Annotated in this window: 21 protein-coding genes and 1 tRNA gene; 3 read left to right on the top strand and 19 right to left on the bottom strand. The window is 37.6% G+C overall.

Annotated elements, in window-relative coordinates:
• Positions 1–115: 115 nt before the first annotated feature.
• From pckA to F3H01_RS00470, 7 genes are all read right to left on the bottom strand, one after another.
• Complete coding sequence (pckA, locus tag F3H01_RS00440; protein WP_188116329.1) at positions 116–1690, bottom strand: phosphoenolpyruvate carboxykinase (ATP); 1575 nt, start codon at positions 1688–1690, stop codon at positions 116–118.
• A 107-nt stretch (positions 1691–1797) separates the two neighbouring features.
• Positions 1798–3600 (bottom strand): biotin/lipoyl-containing protein, encoded by a 1803-nt coding sequence (locus tag F3H01_RS00445; RefSeq protein ID WP_149724471.1) that lies wholly within the window; start codon positions 3598–3600, stop codon positions 1798–1800.
• Positions 3601–3722: 122 nt separating this feature from the next.
• Entirely contained in the window at positions 3723–5111 is a 1389-nt protein-coding gene (locus F3H01_RS00450; RefSeq protein WP_054196248.1) for a TRAP transporter large permease, read from the bottom strand.
• Entirely contained in the window at positions 5111–5620 is a 510-nt protein-coding gene (locus F3H01_RS00455; protein ID WP_021090735.1) for a TRAP transporter small permease subunit, read from the bottom strand. The genes F3H01_RS00450 and F3H01_RS00455 overlap by 1 nt, the downstream gene beginning before the upstream one ends.
• A 9-nt stretch (positions 5621–5629) precedes the next feature.
• The gene (locus F3H01_RS00460) at positions 5630–6970 is read right to left on the bottom strand and encodes a sodium-dependent transporter (protein WP_149724472.1); all 1341 of its coding nucleotides are present in this window, start codon (positions 6968–6970) and stop codon (positions 5630–5632) included.
• Complete coding sequence (locus tag F3H01_RS00465) at positions 6970–8301, bottom strand: sodium-dependent transporter (RefSeq protein ID WP_149724473.1); 1332 nt, start codon at positions 8299–8301, stop codon at positions 6970–6972. Before F3H01_RS00465 ends, F3H01_RS00460 begins: the two co-directional genes overlap by 1 nt.
• Positions 8298–9644 (bottom strand): sodium-dependent transporter, encoded by a 1347-nt coding sequence (locus F3H01_RS00470; RefSeq protein WP_149724474.1) that lies wholly within the window; start codon positions 9642–9644, stop codon positions 8298–8300. Before F3H01_RS00470 ends, F3H01_RS00465 begins: the two co-directional genes overlap by 4 nt.
• Positions 9645–9849: 205 nt before the next feature.
• Here F3H01_RS00470 and F3H01_RS00475 point away from each other — a divergent pair, with 205 nt between their 5' ends.
• The 3 genes from F3H01_RS00475 to F3H01_RS00485 all read left to right on the top strand — a co-directional run bounded on the left by F3H01_RS00475 (position 9850) and on the right by F3H01_RS00485 (position 11201).
• Entirely contained in the window at positions 9850–10152 is a 303-nt protein-coding gene (locus F3H01_RS00475; RefSeq protein WP_004317263.1) for a F0F1 ATP synthase subunit C, read from the top strand.
• Between the two features lie 46 nt (positions 10153–10198).
• Positions 10199–10283: transfer RNA gene (locus F3H01_RS00480), tRNA-Leu, on the top strand.
• 54 nt (positions 10284–10337) lie between these two features.
• Positions 10338–11201 (top strand): VIT1/CCC1 transporter family protein, encoded by an 864-nt coding sequence (locus F3H01_RS00485; protein ID WP_149724475.1) that lies wholly within the window; start codon positions 10338–10340, stop codon positions 11199–11201.
• Here F3H01_RS00485 and ribD read toward each other — a convergent pair.
• The 12 genes from ribD to F3H01_RS00545 all read right to left on the bottom strand — a co-directional run.
• On the bottom strand, positions 11198–12259 hold the full coding sequence (gene ribD, locus F3H01_RS00490; RefSeq protein ID WP_149724476.1) for a bifunctional diaminohydroxyphosphoribosylaminopyrimidine deaminase/5-amino-6-(5-phosphoribosylamino)uracil reductase RibD: 1062 nt from the start codon (positions 12257–12259) through the stop codon (positions 11198–11200). The two genes, F3H01_RS00485 and ribD, sit on opposite strands and share 4 nt — an antisense overlap.
• 15 nt (positions 12260–12274) lie before the next feature.
• Positions 12275–12826 (bottom strand): hypothetical protein, encoded by a 552-nt coding sequence (locus F3H01_RS00495; RefSeq protein WP_149724477.1) that lies wholly within the window; start codon positions 12824–12826, stop codon positions 12275–12277.
• A gap of 11 nt (positions 12827–12837) precedes the next feature.
• A complete protein-coding gene (locus F3H01_RS00500) occupies positions 12838–14487 on the bottom strand; it encodes a formate--tetrahydrofolate ligase (RefSeq protein ID WP_149724478.1) in 1650 nt (549 codons plus the stop codon).
• Position 14488: 1 nt separating this feature from the next.
• A complete protein-coding gene (gene rimP / locus F3H01_RS00505) occupies positions 14489–14905 on the bottom strand; it encodes a ribosome maturation factor RimP (protein WP_149724479.1) in 417 nt (138 codons plus the stop codon).
• Positions 14898–15263, bottom strand: coding sequence for a 30S ribosome-binding factor RbfA (rbfA, locus tag F3H01_RS00510; RefSeq protein ID WP_021090755.1), 366 nt, complete (start codon positions 15261–15263; stop codon positions 14898–14900). Before rbfA ends, rimP begins: the two co-directional genes overlap by 8 nt.
• Entirely contained in the window at positions 15260–17908 is a 2649-nt protein-coding gene (infB, locus tag F3H01_RS00515) for a translation initiation factor IF-2 (RefSeq protein ID WP_149724480.1), read from the bottom strand. Before infB ends, rbfA begins: the two co-directional genes overlap by 4 nt.
• Positions 17895–18149, bottom strand: a complete 255-nt coding sequence (locus tag F3H01_RS00520) for a YlxR family protein (protein ID WP_035167247.1) — start codon at positions 18147–18149, stop codon at positions 17895–17897. The genes infB and F3H01_RS00520 overlap by 14 nt, the downstream gene beginning before the upstream one ends.
• Before the next feature lie 21 nt (positions 18150–18170).
• Complete coding sequence (gene thrB, locus F3H01_RS00525; RefSeq protein WP_149724481.1) at positions 18171–19055, bottom strand: homoserine kinase; 885 nt, start codon at positions 19053–19055, stop codon at positions 18171–18173.
• An 8-nt stretch (positions 19056–19063) separates the two neighbouring features.
• Entirely contained in the window at positions 19064–19465 is a 402-nt protein-coding gene (locus F3H01_RS00530) for a glycoprotease (protein ID WP_149724482.1), read from the bottom strand.
• A 41-nt stretch (positions 19466–19506) separates the two neighbouring features.
• Positions 19507–20391 carry a UDP-3-O-acyl-N-acetylglucosamine deacetylase gene (gene lpxC, locus F3H01_RS00535; RefSeq protein WP_107792707.1) on the bottom strand — a complete coding sequence of 295 codons (885 nt, stop codon included), beginning with the start codon at positions 20389–20391 and terminating at the stop codon, positions 19507–19509.
• Between the two features lie 61 nt (positions 20392–20452).
• Positions 20453–21823 (bottom strand): peptidoglycan metallopeptidase Pgp6, encoded by a 1371-nt coding sequence (pgp6, locus tag F3H01_RS00540; protein ID WP_149724483.1) that lies wholly within the window; start codon positions 21821–21823, stop codon positions 20453–20455.
• A 62-nt stretch (positions 21824–21885) separates the two neighbouring features.
• Positions 21886–22714 (bottom strand): prephenate dehydrogenase (locus F3H01_RS00545; protein ID WP_149724516.1); only part of this gene is annotated, 829 nt, incomplete at its 5' end.

A 22714-nucleotide genomic window follows, 5' to 3' on the forward strand; every position in this document is an offset into this window, starting at 1 on the left:
GAGCTTATAATTTAGAAGAGAAATACTTTAAATTTAGTCATATAAAAAATATCAACTAAAAATTCTTGTAAGATATTAGGAACAGCCTTGCAAACTCTTTGCAAGGCTATATAAATTAAGCTTTTGGACCAGCTTTAGCGTATTCAACACCCTCTTTTACATCTTCATAGCGTTTGAAATTTTCAACAAACATTTTAGCAAGTTTATCACGTGAAGCGTTATACTCAGCAGGATTTGTCCATGTATTTATAGGATTTAGCAGTTTTGTCTCGACACCATCAAGCTCTTTTGGTATAGCGAAGTTAAATTTATCAAAATTTTCAAATTCGCATTTTGTGATGCTGCCATCAAGGATCGCATTTATGCAAGCACGTGTTGCTTTTATGCTCATACGCTTGCCAACGCCGTAAGCACCACCGCTCCAGCCTGTATTTACAAGATAGACATTAACGCCGTGTTTATCGATCTTCTCACCTAGTAGTTTTGCATAGACGGTTGGATGAAGTGGCATAAATGGCTCGCCAAAGCAAGCACTAAAAGTAGCGACAGGCTCAGTTATACCGCGCTCTGTGCCAGCAACTTTTGCTGTGTAGCCACTTAAAAAATAATACATCGCCTGCTCTTTTGTCAGCTTTGCAACTGGAGGAAGTACGCCAAAAGCGTCAGCACTTAAAAAGATGATATTTTTTGGATGGCCAGCGCTTGAGCTTGGCTCGTAGTTGTCGATGTGATAGATCGGATAGCTCACACGTGTATTTTCAGTCTTTGAGCCATCTTTGTAATCAACCACGCCATTTTCGTCAGCCACAACGTTTTCAAGTAGCGCATCACGCCTGATCGCTGCGTAAATTTCTGGCTCGCTGCTTGGATCAAGGTTGATACATTTTGCGTAGCAGCCACCCTCAAAATTAAACACGCCATCATCATCCCAGCCGTGCTCGTCATCACCTATTAGTTTGCGTTTTGGATCAGTTGAAAGTGTCGTTTTGCCAGTGCCAGATAGACCAAAAAATAGCGCTGTATCGCCCTTCTCACCTACGTTTGCAGAGCAGTGCATACTTAGTTTGCCCTCAAGTGGCAACCAGTAGTTCATCATAGAAAAAATGCCTTTTTTCATCTCACCGCCATACCATGTGCCACCGATCACAGCGACATTTTCCTCGACATTAAAGATAACAAAGACATCTGAATGTAGCCCATCAGCCTTGTAGTCCTCATTTTTTGTCTTACAAGCGTTATATACTACAAAATCAGGCTCAAATTTAGCTAGCTCTTCCTTGTTTGGACGGATGAACATATTTTTTACAAAATGTGCTTGCCACGCTACTTCAGTGACAAAACGGACTGATTTTTGGCTCTTTTTGCTAGCTCCACAAAATGCGTCTTGGATGAAAATTTCCTTGCCGCTTAGCTGCTCTTTTGCTTTTTTAAGAAGCTTGTCAAAAAGCTCTTTTGTGATAGGCTGATTTATCTTGCCCCAAGCGATATATTTTTGGCTTGGATCTTGTTTTACAAAGTACTTATCTTTTGGGCTTCTTCCAGTAAAAATTCCCGTATCAACCATAAATGTGCCGTTGCTTGAAACCCTGCCCTCGTTGTTTGCCTTTTCAAGCTCAAAAAGCTCGTCGTAGCTTAGATTGTGATTTATCTTTTTGATCTCTTTTAGACCTAGTTCATCTAGTTTATTTATCATGTTGTTTCCTTTTAAAATTTTCATTTCTTTATAAATTCTGACCTAAAAGTCATCAAAATGTTAATCAAATTTCGCTTAACACTATCTTTTTAAAAGTGGCAAATTTATTTAAATTTAGCCACCACTTGATTGCTTGCGATGCTTTGACCTTTGCTAACCTCAATAGAGCCTATCACACCATCTTTTGGGGCTTTGACCTCTATCTCCATCTTCATCGCTTCAAGCACGACTACAGCTTGCCCTTTTTTGACTTGATCCCCTACACTTACTAAAATTTTATGTACAGCGCCTGGCAAGCTAGCAACGATATCATTTGCTGTTGCGCCTGCTGCTGCACTTTTAGCATTTTTTACGCTCTTGCCTTCAACTTCGGTGATTGATTTTACTTGGATGCTATCGTTAAAGCCCTCGCTTACTTCGACATTGTAGCGGCTACCATTTACAACGACACTATATCTGCCACTTTGAGTTTGTCTGCCCTCGTTTGTCTTAGCGTTTGGATCGATTTTTCTTACATTTACTTTAGCTTCGCCTTTTAAGAACGCAATACCCTTTTCTTTACAAGCTGCTGCTATAAATATATTTTCTTCGGTAGTTTTTATATTGTTTTGCTTTAGAATTTCTTTTACGTGAGCAAGCGACTTACTCTCATCTTTATCAGCTATATCAACTGCGTGTTTTGTAGTTGGTTTTAAGCCTAGTTGCTCGCTTGCAAGCTTGATGATCTCTTTATCAGGCGTAACTGGGGTTTTACCAAAATAGCCAAGCACCATTTTGCCGTATCCCCCGGCAATCTTCTTCCACTTGCCAAACATCACATTGTTAAATGCTTGTTGGAAGTAAAACTGGCTAACAGGGGTCACTGAAGTGCCGTATCCACCCTTTTGCACGACCTCTCGCATCGCAAGGATGACCTCTGGAAATTTATCTAAGATGTTGTTATCTCTCATCATCTGGGTATTTGCTGTAAGCGCGCCACCAGGCATCGGTGAAAATGGTATGAGTGGGCTTACTTGCACAGCTTCAGGCGGCAAGAAATACTCTTTTAAGCAATCATTCAAAACGCTTTCATATTTTAAAATTTTCTCCACGTCAAGTCCGCCAAGATCATAGTTTTTGCCTTTTACTGCGTGAAGCATAGTTAAGATATCTGGCTGGCTTGTACCGCCACTTACTGGGCTTGCGGCTAGATCTATGCCATCAACGCCAGCTTCAAGCGCTGCAAGATAGCAAGCCACACTTACGCCTGCGGTTTCATGAGTGTGAAGTCTGATGTGAGTTTTTTCTGGCAATAATTTTCTAGCCATTTTTATGGTTTCATAGACCTTTTGTGGGCTACTTGTGCCACTTGCATCTTTAAAGCAAACGCTGTGATATGGGATATTTGCATCTAAAATTTCTCTTAAAATTTTCTCATAAAATTTAACATCATGAGCCCCCACACAGCCACTAGGCAGATCCATCATCGTAACTACAACTTCGTGTTTTAGTCCGTGATGAGCTATTCTCTCGCCTGAATATTTTAAATTTTCAACGTCATTTAGTGCGTCAAAATTTCTAATAGTAGTGGTTCCATGTTTTTTGAAAAGCTTTGCGTGAAGGTCGATTAGCTCACGACTACCAGTATCAAGTGTTACGGTATTTACGCCCCTGCTTAGGGTTTGAAGATTTGCTTTTGGTCCTACGATGCTTCTAAATTTATCCATCATCGCAAAAGCATCTTCATTTAGGTAAAAATAAAGGCTTTGAAATCTCGCTCCGCCACCAAATTCAAAATGCTCTATGCCAGCCTCTTTGGCTGCTTCAAGCGCGGGCAAAAAGTCGTTCATAAGCACTCTAGCACCATAAACCGACTGAAAGCCATCTCTAAAGGTCGTATCCATAACATCGATAAATTTCTTCGCCATCACCTACCTCATTAATTTTATAAATTTATTTAAAGAATTCATAGAAAATGGCTAAATTGGTTAGAAACTCAAATTAGCCATTTTGCTTGTTCTTTGGTATTTTACAACCAAAAACTTTTATATCATTTAAAAAGTGAGAGTAAGAAGTTTAATAATCCGCCGTGGCTCGCATCAAGCATTGGCTTTAATTCCATTAGAAAGACGCAGAAAAATACAAGTACAGCAAGCTGAATAAAAATATAAGGCACAACACCTTTATAAATAGCAGTAGTTTTTATCTCAGCTGGTGCGACTGACCTTAGGAAAAATAAGCTAAATCCAAATGGCGGCGTTAGGAATGAAGTTTGCAAATTCATCGCAACTAAGATTGCTAGATAAATTGGATTTATACCAAGCTTTGCAGCTATTGGCACCAAGATAGGAAGCACGATATATGAAATTTCAACAAAGTCGATAAAAAAGCCAAGCACAAAGATGACAACCATACTAAAAATAATAAAGCCCCACTTCTCGCCTGGTAAATTTGTCATAAATTTTTCAACAATCTCATCTCCACCAGTATAACTAAATACCATAGAAAAGGCTGTCGCACCAACAAGTATGGCAAAGACAAGTGCTGTAGTTTTTACGCTTTCTGCCAATGCCTCTTTTATCATAGAAAATGAAAATGTCCTGTAAAAAATAGCTAAAATAATGGCTCCGACGCAGCCAAAAGCCGAACTTTCAGTTGGTGTAGCAATACCTGCAAATATAGAACCCAACACGCAAATAACTAGTAAAAGCGGCGGAAAGATAGCGATTAGTGCTCTCATGATCTGCTTAAATTTACTAACACCGCTCTCATCTTTTACTACAGGTGCTGTATCTGGTTTCAAATAAGCAACAATCAAAATATAAATGATATAAACTGCTACTAGCGTGAGTCCTGGGATGATGGCTTGATGAAAAAGCTCACCAACTGGCACTGAAAATATATCACCCAAGATAATCAGCACGATAGAAGGCGGAATGATCTGTCCAAGCGTACCAGCGGCACATATAGTGCCACAACCTAGCGCTTGGTCGTATTTATACTTTAGCATGACAGGCAAGCTTATAACGCCCATTGCAACAACACTTGCACCAACAACACCAGTTGAAGCTGCGAGAAGTGCTCCAACCAAGATAGTGCTAATAGCAATGCCTCCGCGAATTTCTCCAAAAAGCATACCCATGCTCTCAAGTAGCCTCTCAGCTAGTTTTGACTTTTGAAGCACAACGCCCATAAAGACAAAAAGTGGAACTGCTATAAAAATTCTACTCTCCATGATAGAGAAAATTCTATAAGGCATGAAGTTAAACATATCTTTAAAAACTTCGATGCTTCCAAGTAGCCCGTCTCCGTCTCCAATGCTCTCAACAATACTACCAATCATGCCAAATATCATCGAAACCGCACCAAAGGTAAAGGCTACTGGAAAGCCAATACCTAGCATCAAAAGTGCGGCTATAAACATTATTAAACCAGCCATTATTCCCCCTTTTTAGCTTTTTTATAAAGATTAAAATTTCTTATAAAAAAGCCAATCGCAAAAAATACAAGCAGATAAAAAGAAAAAGGAATAAGTGCTTTTATGATCCATCTGTGAGTAAGACCGCCTGGATCTGCACTAGCTTCAGCTGAAGTATAAGCATCACTCACAAATTCAAACGATAAATTTGAAACCAAAAGTGCAAATGGAATTACAAAAATAACAGTTCCTATCATATTTACAAGAGCTTTATTTTTTGGTGAAAATTTAGCGTAAAAGATATCAACTCTAACGTGTGCATCTTCTTTTAATGCATAGCTCATGCCAAGTAGAAATATCACAGCAAAAAAATGCCACTCAAGCTCCTGAAATGCGACGTTTCCATAAGAGAAAAAGTATCTTGCCACAACGTTAAAAAAGACGTCTATTATCATCAAAGCCATAATAAACATGCAAATATAGCCGACTATATCGCCGACCTTATCAAAAAATTTCTCAACTTTTTGCATAAACAACCCTTAAAAAAACAATTTATTTATCATGATGATAAAGACGCAAACTGGCGCCACATATCTTAATAAAAAATACCATGCACTAAATACAAAGTCGCTCATATATGGACTAAATAACACATAAAGTGCTTCTTTTTTCATAAAATATCCAACAAATATCGCTCCACCAATACCACTAATTGGAAGCAGAACATTTGAAGCGGTAAAGTCAAGAAAATCAAAGAAATTTTTACCAAAGAGCATAAATTTGTCGCCAACATTTTCTATATTTGATAAAAGACATAAAAATCCCAATACAAAAACACCAGTTCCAACTATGCTAAGAGCTTTTATCCTACTAATGCCATACTCTCTGATCAAGAAAAATACAAACGGCTCTACGATAGAGATAGCTGAAGTAATGCCAGCAAAGATAAGTGCTGCAAAAAATGCCACAGCTAAAATTTGACCTATCACACCAAGCTTAGCAAAGAGCGTTGGAAGCGAGATAAAGACAAGCCCTGGTCCTTGAGACGGCTCTGCGCCAAATTCAAATATAAATGTAAAGATAACAAGACCCATCATGATGGCTAGGACGATGTTTATAAAAACGATACTTAGCGTAGAAGTAGCTAAATTTGTATCGTCACTTAGGCTAGCTGAATATGTAATGATCGCTGCCATACCAAGAGATAGTGTCCAAAAAGCAAGTCCAAGAGCAAGCAAGAGCGAGTTAAATGAAATTTTACTAAAGTCAGGAACAAGTAAAAACTCAGCCGATTTTGTAAAGCCATTCATCGTCATAGAAAAGATAAGCATGATTAAAACCATGATAAATAGGCTTGGCATCATCCAAACATTTAGCTTTTCAATGCCACTTTTCACTCCTTTTGAAAGGATAAAAAAGCAAGCTACAAATGCTATAACAAAATAAAGTGTCTGCTCGCCAAGACCATGTGTAAGAAGCTCGTTAAATATTACTTTTGAACTTTCTATATCGTTTGGAAGACCGGTAAAAGATAGTGTGAAATACTTAAAGACCCAGCCGATGATAACAATATAATAAGATGAGATTATAGCTGCGGTTACCATAGCTAAAATTCCAACCAGCTGCCATAAATTTTTATTTTTATTCGCTAACTTTCTAAAGGCATTTACACTATCGCTCTCACTAAGTTTGCCAATACTTAGCTCTGCCATAAAGATAGGTATGCCAACTAAAAACGTTATCAAAAGATATAAAATAACAAATGCTGATCCGCCATTTTCACCGACCATATATGGAAATTTCCACGCATTGCCAAGTCCAACAGCTGACCCTGCAACTGCTAAAACATAACCTATTTTAGAAAACTGTTCTTTTGCCATTATGCAATCTCCCTTACTAACACCACAAAAACTAGAACTGGTGCCACAAACCTTATTAAAAAATACCAAATTTTAAAAACAATCTCACCCATATAAGGCAAGAATAGCTCTTTTAAAAGCTCAAATTTCATAAAGTACCCAACAAAAATGGCAAATATAATGCCACCAAGTGGGAGCATAATGTTTGAGCTAAGATAATCAAGCAAATCAAAAAAACTCTTACCAAAAAATGTAAGTGCTTCTTTAAAATTGCCAATACCGCTTAATGCACATAAAATCCCTAAAACATAAACTACGGCACCGACAATGATAATTGATCTATTTCTACTAAATCCCAAACTTTTATTTAAGAAAAATATAAATGGCTCGACTAGCGAAATAACCGATGTTATACCAGCAAAAAATAAAGATGTAAAAAATGCAAAAGCTAAGAAATTCCCAAGCAAACCAAGCTTTGCAAAAAGCGTTGGAAGCGAGATAAATGCTAACCCTGCACCCTTTGATGGCTCTGAGCCAAATTCATAGGTGAATGTAAAAACTATAAGTCCTATAATTACGCTAATAATTATATTTGCAAAGACTACATAAAGTGATGAAGTGAATAAATTTGTATCATTGCCTAGGCTTGATGAGTAAGTTAAAATGCAGCCAATGCCAATACACATCGTAAAAAAAGCTAACCCAAGAGCGTTTAAGATAGCGCCTTGGTCTATCTTTGAAAAATCAGGCACTAGTAAAAATTTAGCCGCCTCATCAAATCCATTCATGCCAAAAGAGTAGCCAAGCATAAGCAAAAGCAAAATAAAAAGTGCTGGAATAAGATATACATTTATACGTTCTATTCCACTTTTTATACCTTTTGTAAGTATAAAAAAGTATGCAAAAAAAGCGATGCTAAAATATAAAATTTGCTCCTCTATTCCCTTTGAAGTAAAATTTACAAAAAGCGCTTCTGAGCTTGCCATATCTTTTGGAAGCTCACCAAGACTTAAGATAACGTATTTTAAAACCCAGCCGATAATGAGCGTATAAAAAGATGCGATGAATAGCCCTGTCACCATCACAACACCAGCAAATTTCCAAGAATTTGCCCCCTTTGTAGCTAGACTCTTAAATGCTCCAACCGTATCAAGGCGTGAAATTTTGCCCATTGCCATCTCAGCAAAAAATATACTAAGTCCAACAACAAAAGCAAAAAATAAATATATAAGAATAAATGCTGAACCGCCATTACTACCGACCATATATGGAAATTTCCATGCATTACCAAGGCCAATAGCCGCTCCAATGATAGAAAGAACAAAACCAACTTTACTAAATCTATCCATCATTTACCTGCTATTTGATAGATCATGATGGCACAAATTGCAATTGGCACGATATATCTTAGAGTGAAGTACCAAATTTCAAAGAATACTTTTCCCATAAATTCGCCAAAGAGTAGATATAGGCTCTCTTTTTTAAGTTTATAGCCAACAAAAAAACTAAAAATTATGGCACCTATTGGCATCATGATATTTGAAGTAAGAAAATCAAGTGCATCAAAGACTGGCTTGCCAAAAATACTAAAAATATTAGCCGTCTGCGCATAATATGAAAAAATACAAAAAAGGCCTAAAATATAGACAAAAATTCCAATATAAACAAGAGCCATTTTGCGTGAAATTTCAAATTTTCTAACCAAATAATAAGCAAATGGTTCAATCATCGAAACAGCACTTGTAACACCAGCAAATAAAAGTGAAACAAAAAATGCGATGGCCATGACATTGCCAACTATCCCAAGCTTTGCAAAAAGCGTAACAAGTGAGATAAAAATAAGCCCTGGGCCACTTGCCGTGCTATCAGCCCCGTAAGCAAATATAAATGTAAAGACCACAAGTCCCATCATAATGCCTATTAATATGTTTATAAAGATGATAGAAAGCGTTGATTTTATAAGATTTGTCTGCTCTGGTAAATTTGCAGCGTATGTCGGTATGACGCCAACACCCATAGATAGCGAGAAAAACGCAAGTCCAAGAGCCTGTAAAATAACATCTGGCGTGATCGCGCTAAAATTTGGTACAAATAAAAATTTAGCCGCCTTAACAAAGCCATCTCCCATGCTAATCGCGTAAAAAAGCATACAAACAAGCAAAACAAAAAGACTTGGCATCATCCAAATATTTAGCTTTTCTATGCCACTTTTTACGCCTTTTGAAACGGCAAAAAATACCATCAAAAAGACTAAGCTAAAGCAAAGCACGGCACTGGTTAGATCATTTGCCAAAAGCGTGTTAAACTGCTGGGCTACTTCTTTAGTATCAGCCAAAAGTGGCGAAAAACTAAGATAGATATACTTTAAAATCCAGCCAATAACTACCATATAAAATGAAGCTATCAAAATTGCGCCGATCATGAAAAAGCCAGAGAGTGACCACGCTTTTTTGTGCTTTGGAGCAAGTTTATAAATTGAGCTTACAACGTCACTCTCACCAAGCTTACCAATACTAAGCTCCGCTAAAAACGCTACAAAAGCGATAGCAAACGTGAGAAGTAAATATAAAACTATAAATGCTGAACCGCCATTGTTTCCTACCATTGTTGGAAATTTCCATGCATTACCAAGTCCAACAGCCGATCCTGCCATCGCAAGAACAAAGCCTATTTTTGAAAACTTTTCATTTATCATTGATTACCCGGGATTAAGAATAAATTAATTTTTTCAAAGATAACATAAAAAAACTTTTATTTTTCTAAGCTAAGAATTTTTTATGGGCAATTTAAATTTTTAGTGTTTTTATTTGAAACAAAGTTTTGTTTTTGTAATATTACGGTTCATAAAGTTTAAGTAGGGGACAGATCCGAAAGAGCTTTAAAATTTTAAAGGAGCAACGATGAAAAAGATCGTGTTTTTAATTCTTGGTCTTGCTGCATTTGCATTTGGCGCTGATGGCGAGATGATTAGATCATATTCAGTTATCGCTGGCGGTATTGGCCTTGGCCTTGCAGCTCTTGGTGGTGCCATTGGTATGGGTAATACAGCTGCTGCAACAATTAGCGGAACAGCTAGAAACCCAGGTGTTGGTAGCAAACTTATGACTACAATGTTTATCGCTCTTGCGATGATCGAAGCACAAGTTATCTACGCACTTGTTATTACACTTATCGTTCTTTACGCAAACCCAATGCTTGGCTAAGCGTAAAGCTTAAATTTAGCCCCTTTTTGGGGCTTTTACTCTTTTTGCGATCATGGTGGAATTGGTAGACACGCTATCTTGAGGGGGTAGTGCCACTAGGTGTGCGAGTTCGAGTCTCGCTGATCGCACCATCTAATCTTACACTTCAAAATCCAAAATCTTACAAAATTTAAAAAGGGGAATTTATGCTAGATAAAAAGCGTGCTTTAAAACAGCTACAAAATGAAGCAGATGATACCGCTATCTATACGTTACTCGAAGCTAGTGAAAAAAATGAAGAAAATAAAAAAATACTTCGTAAATTAATCACTGAAGAAAAACGACACTATACTTTTTGCCAAAAGATAACAGGCGAGAGCAGAACTGCGAATTTATTCAAAGTCATCTTCTATACGATACTAGTTAAAATTTTTGGTACATCTTTTACTTTAAAATTTATGGAGTCGCGCGAAGAAGACGCAGAGCAATTTTATCTTGATATCGTTGATGAGTATCCTGAAGCTAGAGATATTTATGATGAAGAAGTAAATCATGAAAACAATTTAATCTCTATGCTAAAAGACACAAAGCTCGTAAATGCCGGCGGTATTGTTCTTGGTATGAATGACGCATTAGTTGAGCTAACCGGCACGCTAAGTGGCATCGCTCTAGCTTTTTCAAATACAAAATCAGTTGGTGCGACAGGCCTTATCATGGGCATTGCAGCTGCTCTTTCTATGGCAGGATCAGCCTATCTTGAGTCAAAAGAAAATCCAAGTGACGAGATCAAACCGCTTACCTATTCGCTCTACACAGGTGGTTCGTACATCATAACAACGGCGTTTTTGATACTTCCATTTTTCATCTTTTCAAGTGGTCTTTACGCTGTCTTATCGATGTTTTTCTTTGCCTTTATTGCCATTATCACTTACAACTTTTACATAAGCGTGGCAAAAGAGCTTAAATTTTTGCCAAGAGTGATTGAGATGTGTGTGATAACTTTTGGTGTTGCGATCATTTCATTTGGCATTGGCTTTTTAGTTAAGCACTATTTTGGCTTAGATATTTAATCCAAAATTTCATACCAAGTGTAGCTATCGTTTCCAAAATTCCCACTAAATAGTGGCTTTAAATTTAGATCAAGGCTCAAGTTTTTACCATCCTTAAAATTTGAGCTTTGATAGATAAGTAGCCATTTTACGCTTGCTAGCTTGCCCTCTTTTGCAAGTTTTAAAAACTCGCCAGCACCTTCAAACATACTAAGTCCTGTTAAGCTAAGCTCTTTTTGAATACTAACTTTGCGCCCTGGCACGCTAAAAAGCGGTATAGTTTTATCAAATTTATCACTTCTTGAGTAGATTAAGACATCTGGATTTTTGCCGCCACTTACTAGCCTACTATCAAGCTTTGGCCGGTCTATTCGCACTGTGTTGCCGCCAATTATTAGCGTATCTATGACACTTCTTAGTTTATGGACATGCGTACGGCTAAGCTCATTTGTGATGATGCCGCCACTTGCCACGCCGTTTTTACTAATTGCAATTTTTAAAAAGCTAAAGCTACCATTTTGATAGGCTAAAAATGGCTCAAGTAGCTTATCACAACGCTCTTTTAAAATGCCAAATTTAACTTTTATACCAGTGCTTTTAAGCAAATTACTACCACCACTTGCGATTTTATTTTTATCGTAGCTGCCTATTATCACCCTACTAAAGCCAAGTTCTTTTAGCAAATTTGCACAAGGTGGCGTTTTGCCATGATGTAGGCAAGGTTCAAGCGTGACGTAAGCCTTTGCATTTTTTAGTAAATTTGAGTGATTTTTTAGTATAAATTCATAGGTAAATTTTGGCTCCAAAAGGCCAAATTCACCCTCTTTTATATTAGAGCTAAATTTATCGTTATACGCTTTTATAAAATCATCTTTAAATTTTTCACTTTTTTTGCAAAGCGCAAAGAGTATCGCTGTCGGTTCAGCGTGTAAATATCCAGCCTTTTCATGAGCCTTGCAAGATAAAATTTGACCATTTTTATCAAGGATAAGGCATCCAACAGCTGGATTTGGATAGGTTAATATTTGAAATTTCCAAGCCTCGCTTAAAGCAAGATCCATGTAAAATTCGTCGTTCATCTTAGCAGACTATATTTATTTTCCTATATCTTTTATCTCATCAACAAGAGTTTTTGAGATAAAGTCGATATCAGTTGGCTCATCCTCCGCGTCCCACCTAAATGCAGCAATCTCTGCCAAAACAGCGATCTCTTTAAAATAGCTATATTTCGTTGTAGAGAGTGGTATAGCGTAAGAGACCAAAAGCCTATCAGCGTTATCATAAATTTTTATGCTATAGCGAAAGTGTGGCTTGTTTAACGCCTTGCCACCCCAGTTAAACCATCTTTCATAGTCCATTTGTATTTTTATCTTGAAGCTATTTTCGTCCCCTAAAATGCCCTGCTCTTTTAGATGCTTGTTTATAAATTCCACAAACTCATCACGAAGTTCGTTTTCATTTTTATAGTTAGTGTTATGCTCGTATCTAGTTGGCTGGTTTGTCAATGTTAGGTTAAAATCGCTAATAATGTATTTAGCCACGCCTTTTTGTATCGGCGTTGGCTCAACATTATATTTATATCTTCCTCCGCATCCAACTAAAAAAGCACATAAAACTATTAAAAAGAGTATTTTTACAAATTTCATATTTTCTAAATTTACGATAAACCGTCGATCTTGCCGTCTGCATCTATCTTCATATTAACAGCTGCTGGCACTTTTGGAAGTCCTGGCATTAGCATGATCTTACCGCAAACTGCGACGATAAAGCCAGCCCCGGTTCTAATATCAAGGTCTTTTACGCTAAATGTAAAGCCCTTTGCTCTGCCCAAAAGCTTCGCATCGTCGCTAAATGAATACTGAGTTTTTGCGATACAAACTGGCAAATGGCTCAAATTTAGCTCTTTTATCATCTCAAGCTTTTTAAGGGCGGCCTCTTCAAAGACTACCTCACCAGCTCCATAAATTTCCTTAGCGACTTTTTCTATTTTAGTTTTTGTATCGTCACTCATCTCGTATGTGAAATTTATCTTACTTGGCTTATCGCACGCTTTTAAAACTAGCTCAGCAAGCTCAAGTGCACCTTTGCCACCTTTTAAGAAATTCTCACAAACTGCCACTTCTACACCAAGCTTATGGCAGTACTCTTTTACGAAATTTATCTCTTCATCTGTGTCAAAGCCAAATTTATTAAGCGCCACAACTACGTTTTGTCCAAATTTTCCTTTTAAATTTTCGATGTGTCCGCCAAGGTTTTCGATACCTTTTTTAAGAGCGTTCATATCTGGTTTTGTAATCTCATCTTTATTTGCTTCGCCGTTATATTTTAGCGATCTGATCGTACTTACAAGCACCACAGCACTTGGTTTGATGTCAGCAACCCTGCATTTTATATCTAAAAATTTCTCCGCACCAAGCTCTGAGCCAAAGCCAGCTTCAGTGATAACGTAGTCGGCTAAATTTAGAGCCGTTTTTGTTGCAATGACTGAGTTGCAGCCGTGCGCGATGTTTGCAAATGGGCCACCATGCACGAGTGTAGGTGTGTGTTCAAGTGTTTGAAATAAATTTGGTTTAATCGCATCTTTTAAAAGTATGCAAACAGCGTCTTGACAGCCTAGATCGCGTACATAGATAGGCTTTTTATCGCTATCGTAGGCAACCATGATATTTGCCACGCGCTCTTTTAGATCAGAAAGGCTCGTAGCTAAACAAAGTACAGCCATGATCTCGCTTGCTGCAGTGATGTTAAAGCCATCTTCTCTTGGCACGCCATCCGTTCTACCGCCCTGACCCACAGTGATAAATCTAAGCGCGCGGTCGTTCATATCCATACAGCGCTTCCATAAAATTTTCTCGATTTTTAGTGGGTTTTCTTGATAAAGGCTATTATCTATCATCGCTGAAATCAGGTTATTTGCCGATGTTATCGCGTGAAAATCGCCAGTGAAGTGTAAATTTAGATCCTCCATCGGCGCAAGCTGTGAGTAGCCGCCACCTGCTGCTCCACCCTTTATGCCAAAAACTGGCCCAAGAGATGGCTCACGAAGCGCTAGGCAAACCTTTTTATTAAGTGAATTTAGCGCGTCGGCTAGACCGATCGACATAGTTGTTTTGCCCTCACCATATGGGGTTGGATTAGTCGCAGTGACTAAGATGAGCTTTGAGTTTGACGGCTCAAGCTTTGGAGAAATTTTAGCCTTATATTTGCCGTAAAGTTCAAGCTCGTCTTCGTTTAAGCCTAGTTTTGCGGCAACTTTACTGATGTGTTCAAGTTTTGTTTGGTGAGTTATCTCGATATCGCTTAGCATTTTACCACTCCAAATATGTTTTTGCTTTTTTTATCTCACTGATGTTGATCTCAAAAATTCCCTCTTCGTTTTCTACTGCGATGCTCTCTTCGTTCGCTTTTACAAGCCTTCCTACAAATTTCTCAGCCTCGGTTTGAACTTTTACAAGCTCGCCAACGCTCGCTTTAAAGTGAGATGGCTTACTAAGCTTTCTCTCAAGGCCAGGTGAGCTAACCTCAAGGTTATAATCCCCACTAACTGGCGGTGTCACATCAAAGATAGGCGAGAGTAGACGGCTTACTTTTTCACAGTCATCAAGGCTCACTCCGCCATTTTTTGTAATATAAACTCTAAAAATAGCCCTACCATTTTCATTTGCGATCTCACTGTCATAAAGCTCGACACCGCATTCGCGTACTAGTTTGTCTAAATTATCCATTTTTGTTTAAATCCTTTGAAATTTTATCAAACAACTTATCCATATGGTTTTGATACTCTAACCTATCATCAAATTTAAAGTGAAAATTTGGGCATCTATACCAGCCCTCAGCTGCCATGCAGTGGTTTTGCAAGTGCCTACAAACTCGCTTCAAATGTCCCAAAATATACTCTTGTTCACGCTCGTCAAAAGCCATCTTATCAAGATAAACAAAGGCGTCGTATCTGCCCTTTTTACACTCGACGTCAGTGACGCAAAGCCCCTTTAAAATGCTATCTTCAAGAGTGGCTAAAGCCTCTGGAATGAGCTCTTTTAGCACGCTCTCTGTTCTCATACGCTTTATTTCGTTAGCGTTCATAGAGTGGCTTTCTCCTTGACTTCTTTGAAGCTTTCGATATAGTCGTTTTCTCTAATGTCGTTGAAATTTTCGATACCAACGCCGCACTCATAACCTTTAGCAACCTCTTTAACGTCATCTTTGAAGCGTTTTAGCGAACTTACCAAGCCCTCATAAACGACCACCCCTTCTCTAATAAGGCGAATTTTTGCGCCTCTATTTATCGTACCTTCAGTGACGATACATCCAGCAATAGTTCCAACTTTTGGCACATGGATCACTTGACGAACCTGAGCTTGACCAAGCTGCTCTTCTCTGATGATTGGTGACATTAGTCCGCCCAAGATTGCTTTCACGTCGTCAATTAAATTATAAATAACATTATAAGTCTTTATCTCGACACCGCTCTCTTTTGCCTTTTCTTTTATCTCGCCAGTTGGTCTTATGTTGAAACCAAGGATTATACAGTCTTCGCTCGCACTAGCAAGTGCCACGTCGCTTTGCGTGATGCCGCCAACACCAGAGTGGATGACATTTACTCTGATCTCATCATTTGCTAGTTTTTCTAGGCTTGCTTTTAGCGCCTCAAGTGAACCACCAACGTCAGCTTTGATGATGACTGGAAGCGTCTTTAACTCACCCTCAGCAATCTTAGCACTAAGCTCGTCAATACTAACTTTCGTGCTCTTACTAAGCTCTTTTTGGCGGATATATTCAGCTTTTTTCTGTGCGTATTCACGAGCCTCTTTATCTGTTTTTACACCTATTAGCGTCTCGCCAGCCTCTGCTATTTCGCTAAGACCTACTATCACACCACATTCGCCTGGTTTTATATCTTGCAAAGGCTTACCTTGGTCATCAAGCAAGCTTCTTATCTTTCCATATGCGACACCAGCTACGACAGTATCTCCAACATGAAGTGTGCCGTTTTCAACGATGATGGTAGCTACTGGACCACGACCTTTTTGAAGTGAGCTCTCGATAACAGTAGCTTTTGCGTTTGCTTTTGGATTTGCTTTTAGCTCTAAAAGATCAGCTTGTAAAAGTACGATCTCTAATAGATCATCTATACCCATGCCTGTTTTTGCAGAGATTGGCACAAATTCATATTTTCCACCCCACTCTGTTGGCATGATATCAAGCTCGGCAAGACCTGTCTTTACTAGGTCAGGATTTGCTGACTCTTTATCCATTTTATTTATCGCGATGATTATTGGTACACCAGCGGCTTTTGCGTGGCTGACAGCCTCTTTTGTTTGTGGTTTTACACCATCATCTGCTGCAACAACTATAATAACTATATCAGTTACACCAGCACCTCTTGCACGCATAGCAGTAAACGCTTCGTGACCTGGGGTGTCAATAAACGTGATGTTTTTGCCGTTTTTATTTACCATATAAGCACCAACATGCTGAGTGATACCACCAGCCTCTCCTGCTGCTACACGTGATTTTCTTATGTAATCAAGCAATGAAGTTTTACCATGATCAACGTGACCCATGATGGTTATGACTGGTGCTCTTGGCTGGAGATTTTCATCGTCTTTTATCTCTTCTTCATAGGCTGCTACGTAGTCAAATTCTTTTTGATCGTCAATGATATTAACCTCTACATTAAACTCATCAGCCAAAATTTCTATCGCATCTTCATCCAAAAAGTCATTTTTAGTTGTCATCATACCTAGCATGAAAAGCTTACCAATAATCTCGCTTGGCTGTTTGTTTAGCTTTTCAGCAAATTCATAAACACGAATTTCTTTTGGAATATTTATAGACGTCACAGCTTCATTGTTTTGTTTATTTTCAGGCTTTTTGTGTTTTTTTCTAGCTCTTCTTTGAATGCCGCCTTCGCCAAATGAATTTATCGTATTGTTGACCGTAGTTCTCATAACATTTGGCTGTTTTGTCTTTTGAGCTGGTGCTGGCACCGGGGTTTTAAAACTAAAATCAGGAAGAACAACTACATCTTCATCTTCTAGCACTATGTCACCAAAGTCACTTCCGCCAAGTAGATCCATCTTCTGAGTGTTATCCTTTTTACTTGCAACAACTACTTTTTTATCTTTTTTCTTTTTCTTAGCTAAATTTTCATCATTTGCTGAAAACATACTTTTAAAATCGCTTATATTAGCTATGCTTGGTTCAGGCTTTTTCTCTTCTTTTGTAGCAATTGGCGCTTCATAGTCTTTTTTCTTTTTTACTATCACAAGGCCACGTCTTTTTTGAGTCACATCGGCCAAGCTCTCTTTTGGTCTTGGAGCTTCGACTTGTTTTTGTTCTACTTTTATTTCTTCTTTTTTAGGCTCAATTTTTTGCTTTTCTTCTAAAATTTGTACCTCTTTCTTAGGCTCAGCTTTTACCGACTTTGGCTCAGTTTTAGTAGTAGCTTTTTTAGGTTCACTTTTTTGCTTTTCTTCTTTTTTTGCTGACTCTTTTTCTACTTCTTTTTTAGGCTCTTTTTTTGGTTTAGGCTCACTCTTTTTCTTTTTAAATTTATCTGGTATCACGCCAGTTTGAACATATTCATATATAGCTTCAGCCTCTTCAAGGCTAACTGCATTTGAGTGAGTTTTGACTTTTAATCCTAGCTCTTGAGCTTTTTCTACTATCTCTTTACTTGGATAGCCAAGCTCGTTTGCGATCTCTGAAATCCTAACATTGCTCATTTAAGAGTATCTCCTTTAACTTCGGTGCATCACAAATAAAAGCACCTTTAGTTTGTTTATCAATTATTTTTTTTAAAATTTTTATATCTTTTTGTATACATTTGTCGCACAGATAAAAGCTACGACCATTTCCTTTGCCATGCTCTAAATTTTTACCTACCAAGCGGTATCTTTTTAGCAAGTTCTGAGAAATTTTAATTTTACAAGCGACACATGTCCTTACAGGATTATTTTTGTTCATTATATCTTTTTAAACTTGTTTTTAGCTTTGCGTAATTTCGTATCCATCGTTATCAAATGAAAAAACCTCAACCCCAAAATCACTAAATTTACTCTTTAAAATATCTTGTAAATTTTTAGCATCATCTTTGTAAGCGATATTTAAAAAACTTGAACCTGAGCCTGAAAGCGTGCTCATTAAAGCGCCATTTTCATAAGCTACTTTTCTAACTTCAAAAAGCTCTTCTAAAGCGTGCATTCTACGCTCTTCGTGCATCAAATCTTTGCTTGCTATTTTTAAGAGATCATACTTTTTTTCATAAAAACAAGACGTTAAAAAAGCGGCATGAGATAAGTTATTCACACACTCTTTCATCGTATAGTTCTTTGGTAAAATTTGTCTTGACGAGGATGTACTCATTGGCTTATTTGGGATGACAACTACTGCTTTTATCTCGTCACATAAATTTATTTTATTTGCGTAAACATTGCCATTTTTTACGATCGCACTGATAAATCCGCCGTGAACTGCTGGCGAGATATTATCAGGATGGGTTTCGTAGATGATAGCTTTATTTAAAACTGTTTCTTTGCTTGCCTTAAAACCAGCCATTTCGTATGCTGAAGCAATGGCTCCAACGATCACAGCGGAGCTACTACCAAGTCCCCTTGAAAATGGGATATTATTTTCAAAAACGACTCTAAAATTTTCATTTTTACCAGTTAGCTCAAAAAAAATTTCATTAAAAATACTTAAGAATATATTATTTCTTTTTAAATTTACACTTCCACTGCCTTCGCCGTTTATCGATACTGAGCTAAATTTTGCTGGCTCGATTTTCACGCTATTAAAAAGCTTCAAACTAAGCCCCAAAGCATCAAAACCAGGGCCCAAATTCGCACTTGTTGCAGGGACTAAGATATTCAAAATTTCTCCTAAACTGCTTGGATGATATAATCTGGAAGTGTATCTGAATTTAGTTTTAATTCATCTAAATTTAAAGGCAACCTAAATCCTACTGGCTCTACTTTTTCAAGTGAAATTTCGCCATCTTTTAAAACAAAGCTTAAATTTTTATTTGCTCTGATCGCTTGACCTCCATTTAAGCTAAAGCCGCTAACCACATAAAATTCGCAACCCTTTACTAAAGAGAAAGTCTTTAAAATGACATAGGCCACCTTTAACCCCATAAAGCTTCCTGGCGTATTTGCATAGATAATTTTTGTGATATTGAATTTAGAGGATAAATTTTCTAAGATTTTTATCAAAGCTTCACTGACATGTTCATCAGTAGTAATTTCATCAAATTTTACGCCGTCTTTATAGACTCCAACCAAGAGCGGAGTCGATAAAGAGACAACTAAAATTTCAATATTTTCTATGCGAATACCTTTTGATACTCTTTTAGAAGTTCACCGTTTAGAGTTGCGATCTCGTAGTTTTTCTCATCGGCCATCAAAGCAAGAGTTAATTTGTGATTTAGATCGTGGCTTCCAGCAAATGCTGTATAATCGCCCAATAAAGGCGCTCCAAGCAAGCTTAAATCACCAATCGCATCTAAAATTTTGTGCCTTACAAACTCATTTTCAAATCTCAAACCCTCTGGATTTAGGATATGCGTATCATCGATTGCCACGGCATTATCAAGCGATGCACCAAGAGCTAAATTTTGAGCTTGCAAACGCTGTAAATCTTTCAAAAATCCAAAAGTTCTAGCACGAGCTATATTTTTTATAAAAGAGCTTTTATTAAAATCAAAAACATATCTTTGTTCACCAATAACTGGATGATCAAATTTTATCGTGTAGTCAAATTTTGGATTTCTTGAAGGTGAAGTTCGCACAAATTTAGAACCCTCAACGACTTCAACTTCGCGGCGGACAAGAATTACTTTTTTGCCAGCATCAAGATATCTTATGCCAGCTTCATCAAGTAGCATACAAAAGCTTATTGCACTACCGTCCATCACTGGAATTTCATTTGCATCAACAGAGATTCTAATATTATCAATACCGTAACCATTTATGGCTGACATCAGGTGTTCGATCGTACTAATAAAGCCTTTTTCATTACCAACAACAGTTGCCATCTGTGTATTTATCACATTTTTAGGTTCGGCTTTAAAACTAATACCAAGATCTTCGCGGTGCAAAATAATGCCAGAATTTGCATCAAGAGGTTCTAGTATAAGTCTTATCGGCTCACCTTTATGAAGCCCTATACCAACGGTCTCAACGCGTCTTGCGATAGTAGTTTGTTTCAAGAATTTTCCTTATATTTTTAATCCGCTTATGATAGCACTAAAAAATCAATTTTGCAAATTTTTAGTTCTTATCTATCATCGCTTTTGCAGCATCTAAGACACTTGTGATATTATCTTTTATCCACTTTTTGTCCATCCATTGTTGTGGTCTCACCTCTTCGCCTTGGACTAAAATTCCAAAGTGAAGGTGATCGCCAAGCGCAAGACCACTAGTTCCAGTAGTGCCTATCTGATCGCCAGCAGCAACCATATCGCCCTCTTTTACTCTAGTGCTTGAGCAGTGTCCATAAAGCGAATAAAGCCCAAATCCATGATCGATCACAATATTTAATCCATAAATTCCATTTTCAGACGCTAGCACGACACGGCCGGCATTACTAGCTATTATAGGGGCTGCTGCCACACTTGCAAAGTCTATTCCCATATGCCATGATTCGCTTACTTGCTCGTTATTATATGTATAGTATCGGTGATCGGCGAAGTCAGCCACTTTTTTACCATTTCTTAGTGGGTAAAATGGTGTCACACTAAAGCCAGCCAACATCTCATCACCAGGATTTGTAGTAAGTGCTGTTATCTTTTCCTCATTTGAGTTTCTAAGCGTTTCATTGACAAATCTCATTTTCTCAAGCCTTGAAAGCGCGCTTGGATCTTTTGCATATTGATCAGTTAGATCAACTATCTTACCATCTAAAAATCTATCATTTAATGCAATAGTTGAAGTTTTATACTTTACATTTTCGTAAAAATATCTCACGTGAGATTTGCTCTCGTTGCCTGCAAAGTCTCTTGCAATGACCTCAGCACTAAAATTTTCAACCTGAACTGGCCAAGCAACAAGTGCTGCATAAAAGCCCTCTTTATAAAATGGTACAGCTTTAAATTTCTTACCAAAATTTGTCTGGACATAAACCTCTTTTAGCTGATTATCAGTTGCTCTAAAGACCACAACAGCGCTACCACCTTTTGAGATAGAATAAGACTGTGAAAGCACGTAAAGATCAGGTTTTGAAGTATCAAGCACTACTTCGACTTTTTTACTAGCTTTATTGCCAGTAAAAAAGCTCCATTTGCTAGTATCTACAGCTTCGATATTCATCTCATAGGTATCTTTTTGAGCAAAAAAGCCAGTCTTTGGAAAGGTTAAATTTACATCAAGCTCAGTACTTGGATTTTGTATGATTTGATTTAATAAATTTAGATCATTTTTCCCATCATTCATACTAATTCGTACAAATTTTATACCACTATCATCTTTAAATTTGATATTCATTGGGGTTCTAAGATTCCAATAAACCTTATCAGCAACACCGATTATCGGCTCATTTCGCTCAAAGTCTTTAGACATCAAAGCATATCCAAAGCCACCAGCTAATATCAAAACAAGTAAAACTACAACGATACCAAAACCACCTATTCCACGTCTATACATATATTATTACCTTAAATTTTATTTGCGAAATTTTACATACTAATCAATAAATTTTTAGTTAATTACAAAATTTCTCTTACAGCTCTAGCTTTGCTCATCCAATCAAAAAGCTGATCCCAACGCTCATCTTTTATGAGATCTTTGCATAAATTTAGCTCTTTTTCAAACATATTTATCGCTTCAACGACATTATTTTTATTTTGCTTAAAGATATCGCTCCACATAAAAGGCGAACTCTTTGCAACACGTATCATACCCTTAAATGTAGGTCCGCCAAGCGCTACGATGTGCCTTTTATCCTCTTCTTTTAAAATTCCACTTGCAAGAGAAAATGCAATCGCATGAGGCAAATGTGAAATAAGACCCACGTGATGATCATGCTCTTTCGCACTCATAAAAATGATCTTCATACCAAGGCAAGAAAATAGCTCAACGCTTCTTTTTACATGTTTTTCTGCGCTCTCAGCAAAGTCGCAAACAATAACAGTTGCCCCTGTGTAAAGTGATTTGAAAGCAGCCTCTGGACCAGAATACTCGGTACCTGCCATTGGATGAGCTGGGATGAAATTTTTACGAATTTTTTCTGGCACAGCTTCTATTATCTTTTGTTTGGTTGAGCCAAAATCAATGATAGTTGTATCTTCGCTAATATCGGTTAAATTTTGCACGATGCTCACGATAGCCTCGACTGGCACAGCTAAAAATATGATGTCACACTTCTTTTTCATCTCGTCAATGCTTAAAATTTCATGCACCAAGCCAAGTTCAAGCGCTTTTTTGCTATGATTTTCGTCTTTGTCGTATCCGCTGACACATGAGATTAATTTTTCATCTTTTAGTGCAAGACCAAGCGAGCCACCCATAAGACCAAGTCCGATGATACCTATTTTC

Source organism: Campylobacter concisus (assembly GCF_902460875.1).
GTDB lineage: Bacteria > Campylobacterota > Campylobacteria > Campylobacterales > Campylobacteraceae > Campylobacter_A > Campylobacter_A concisus_AA.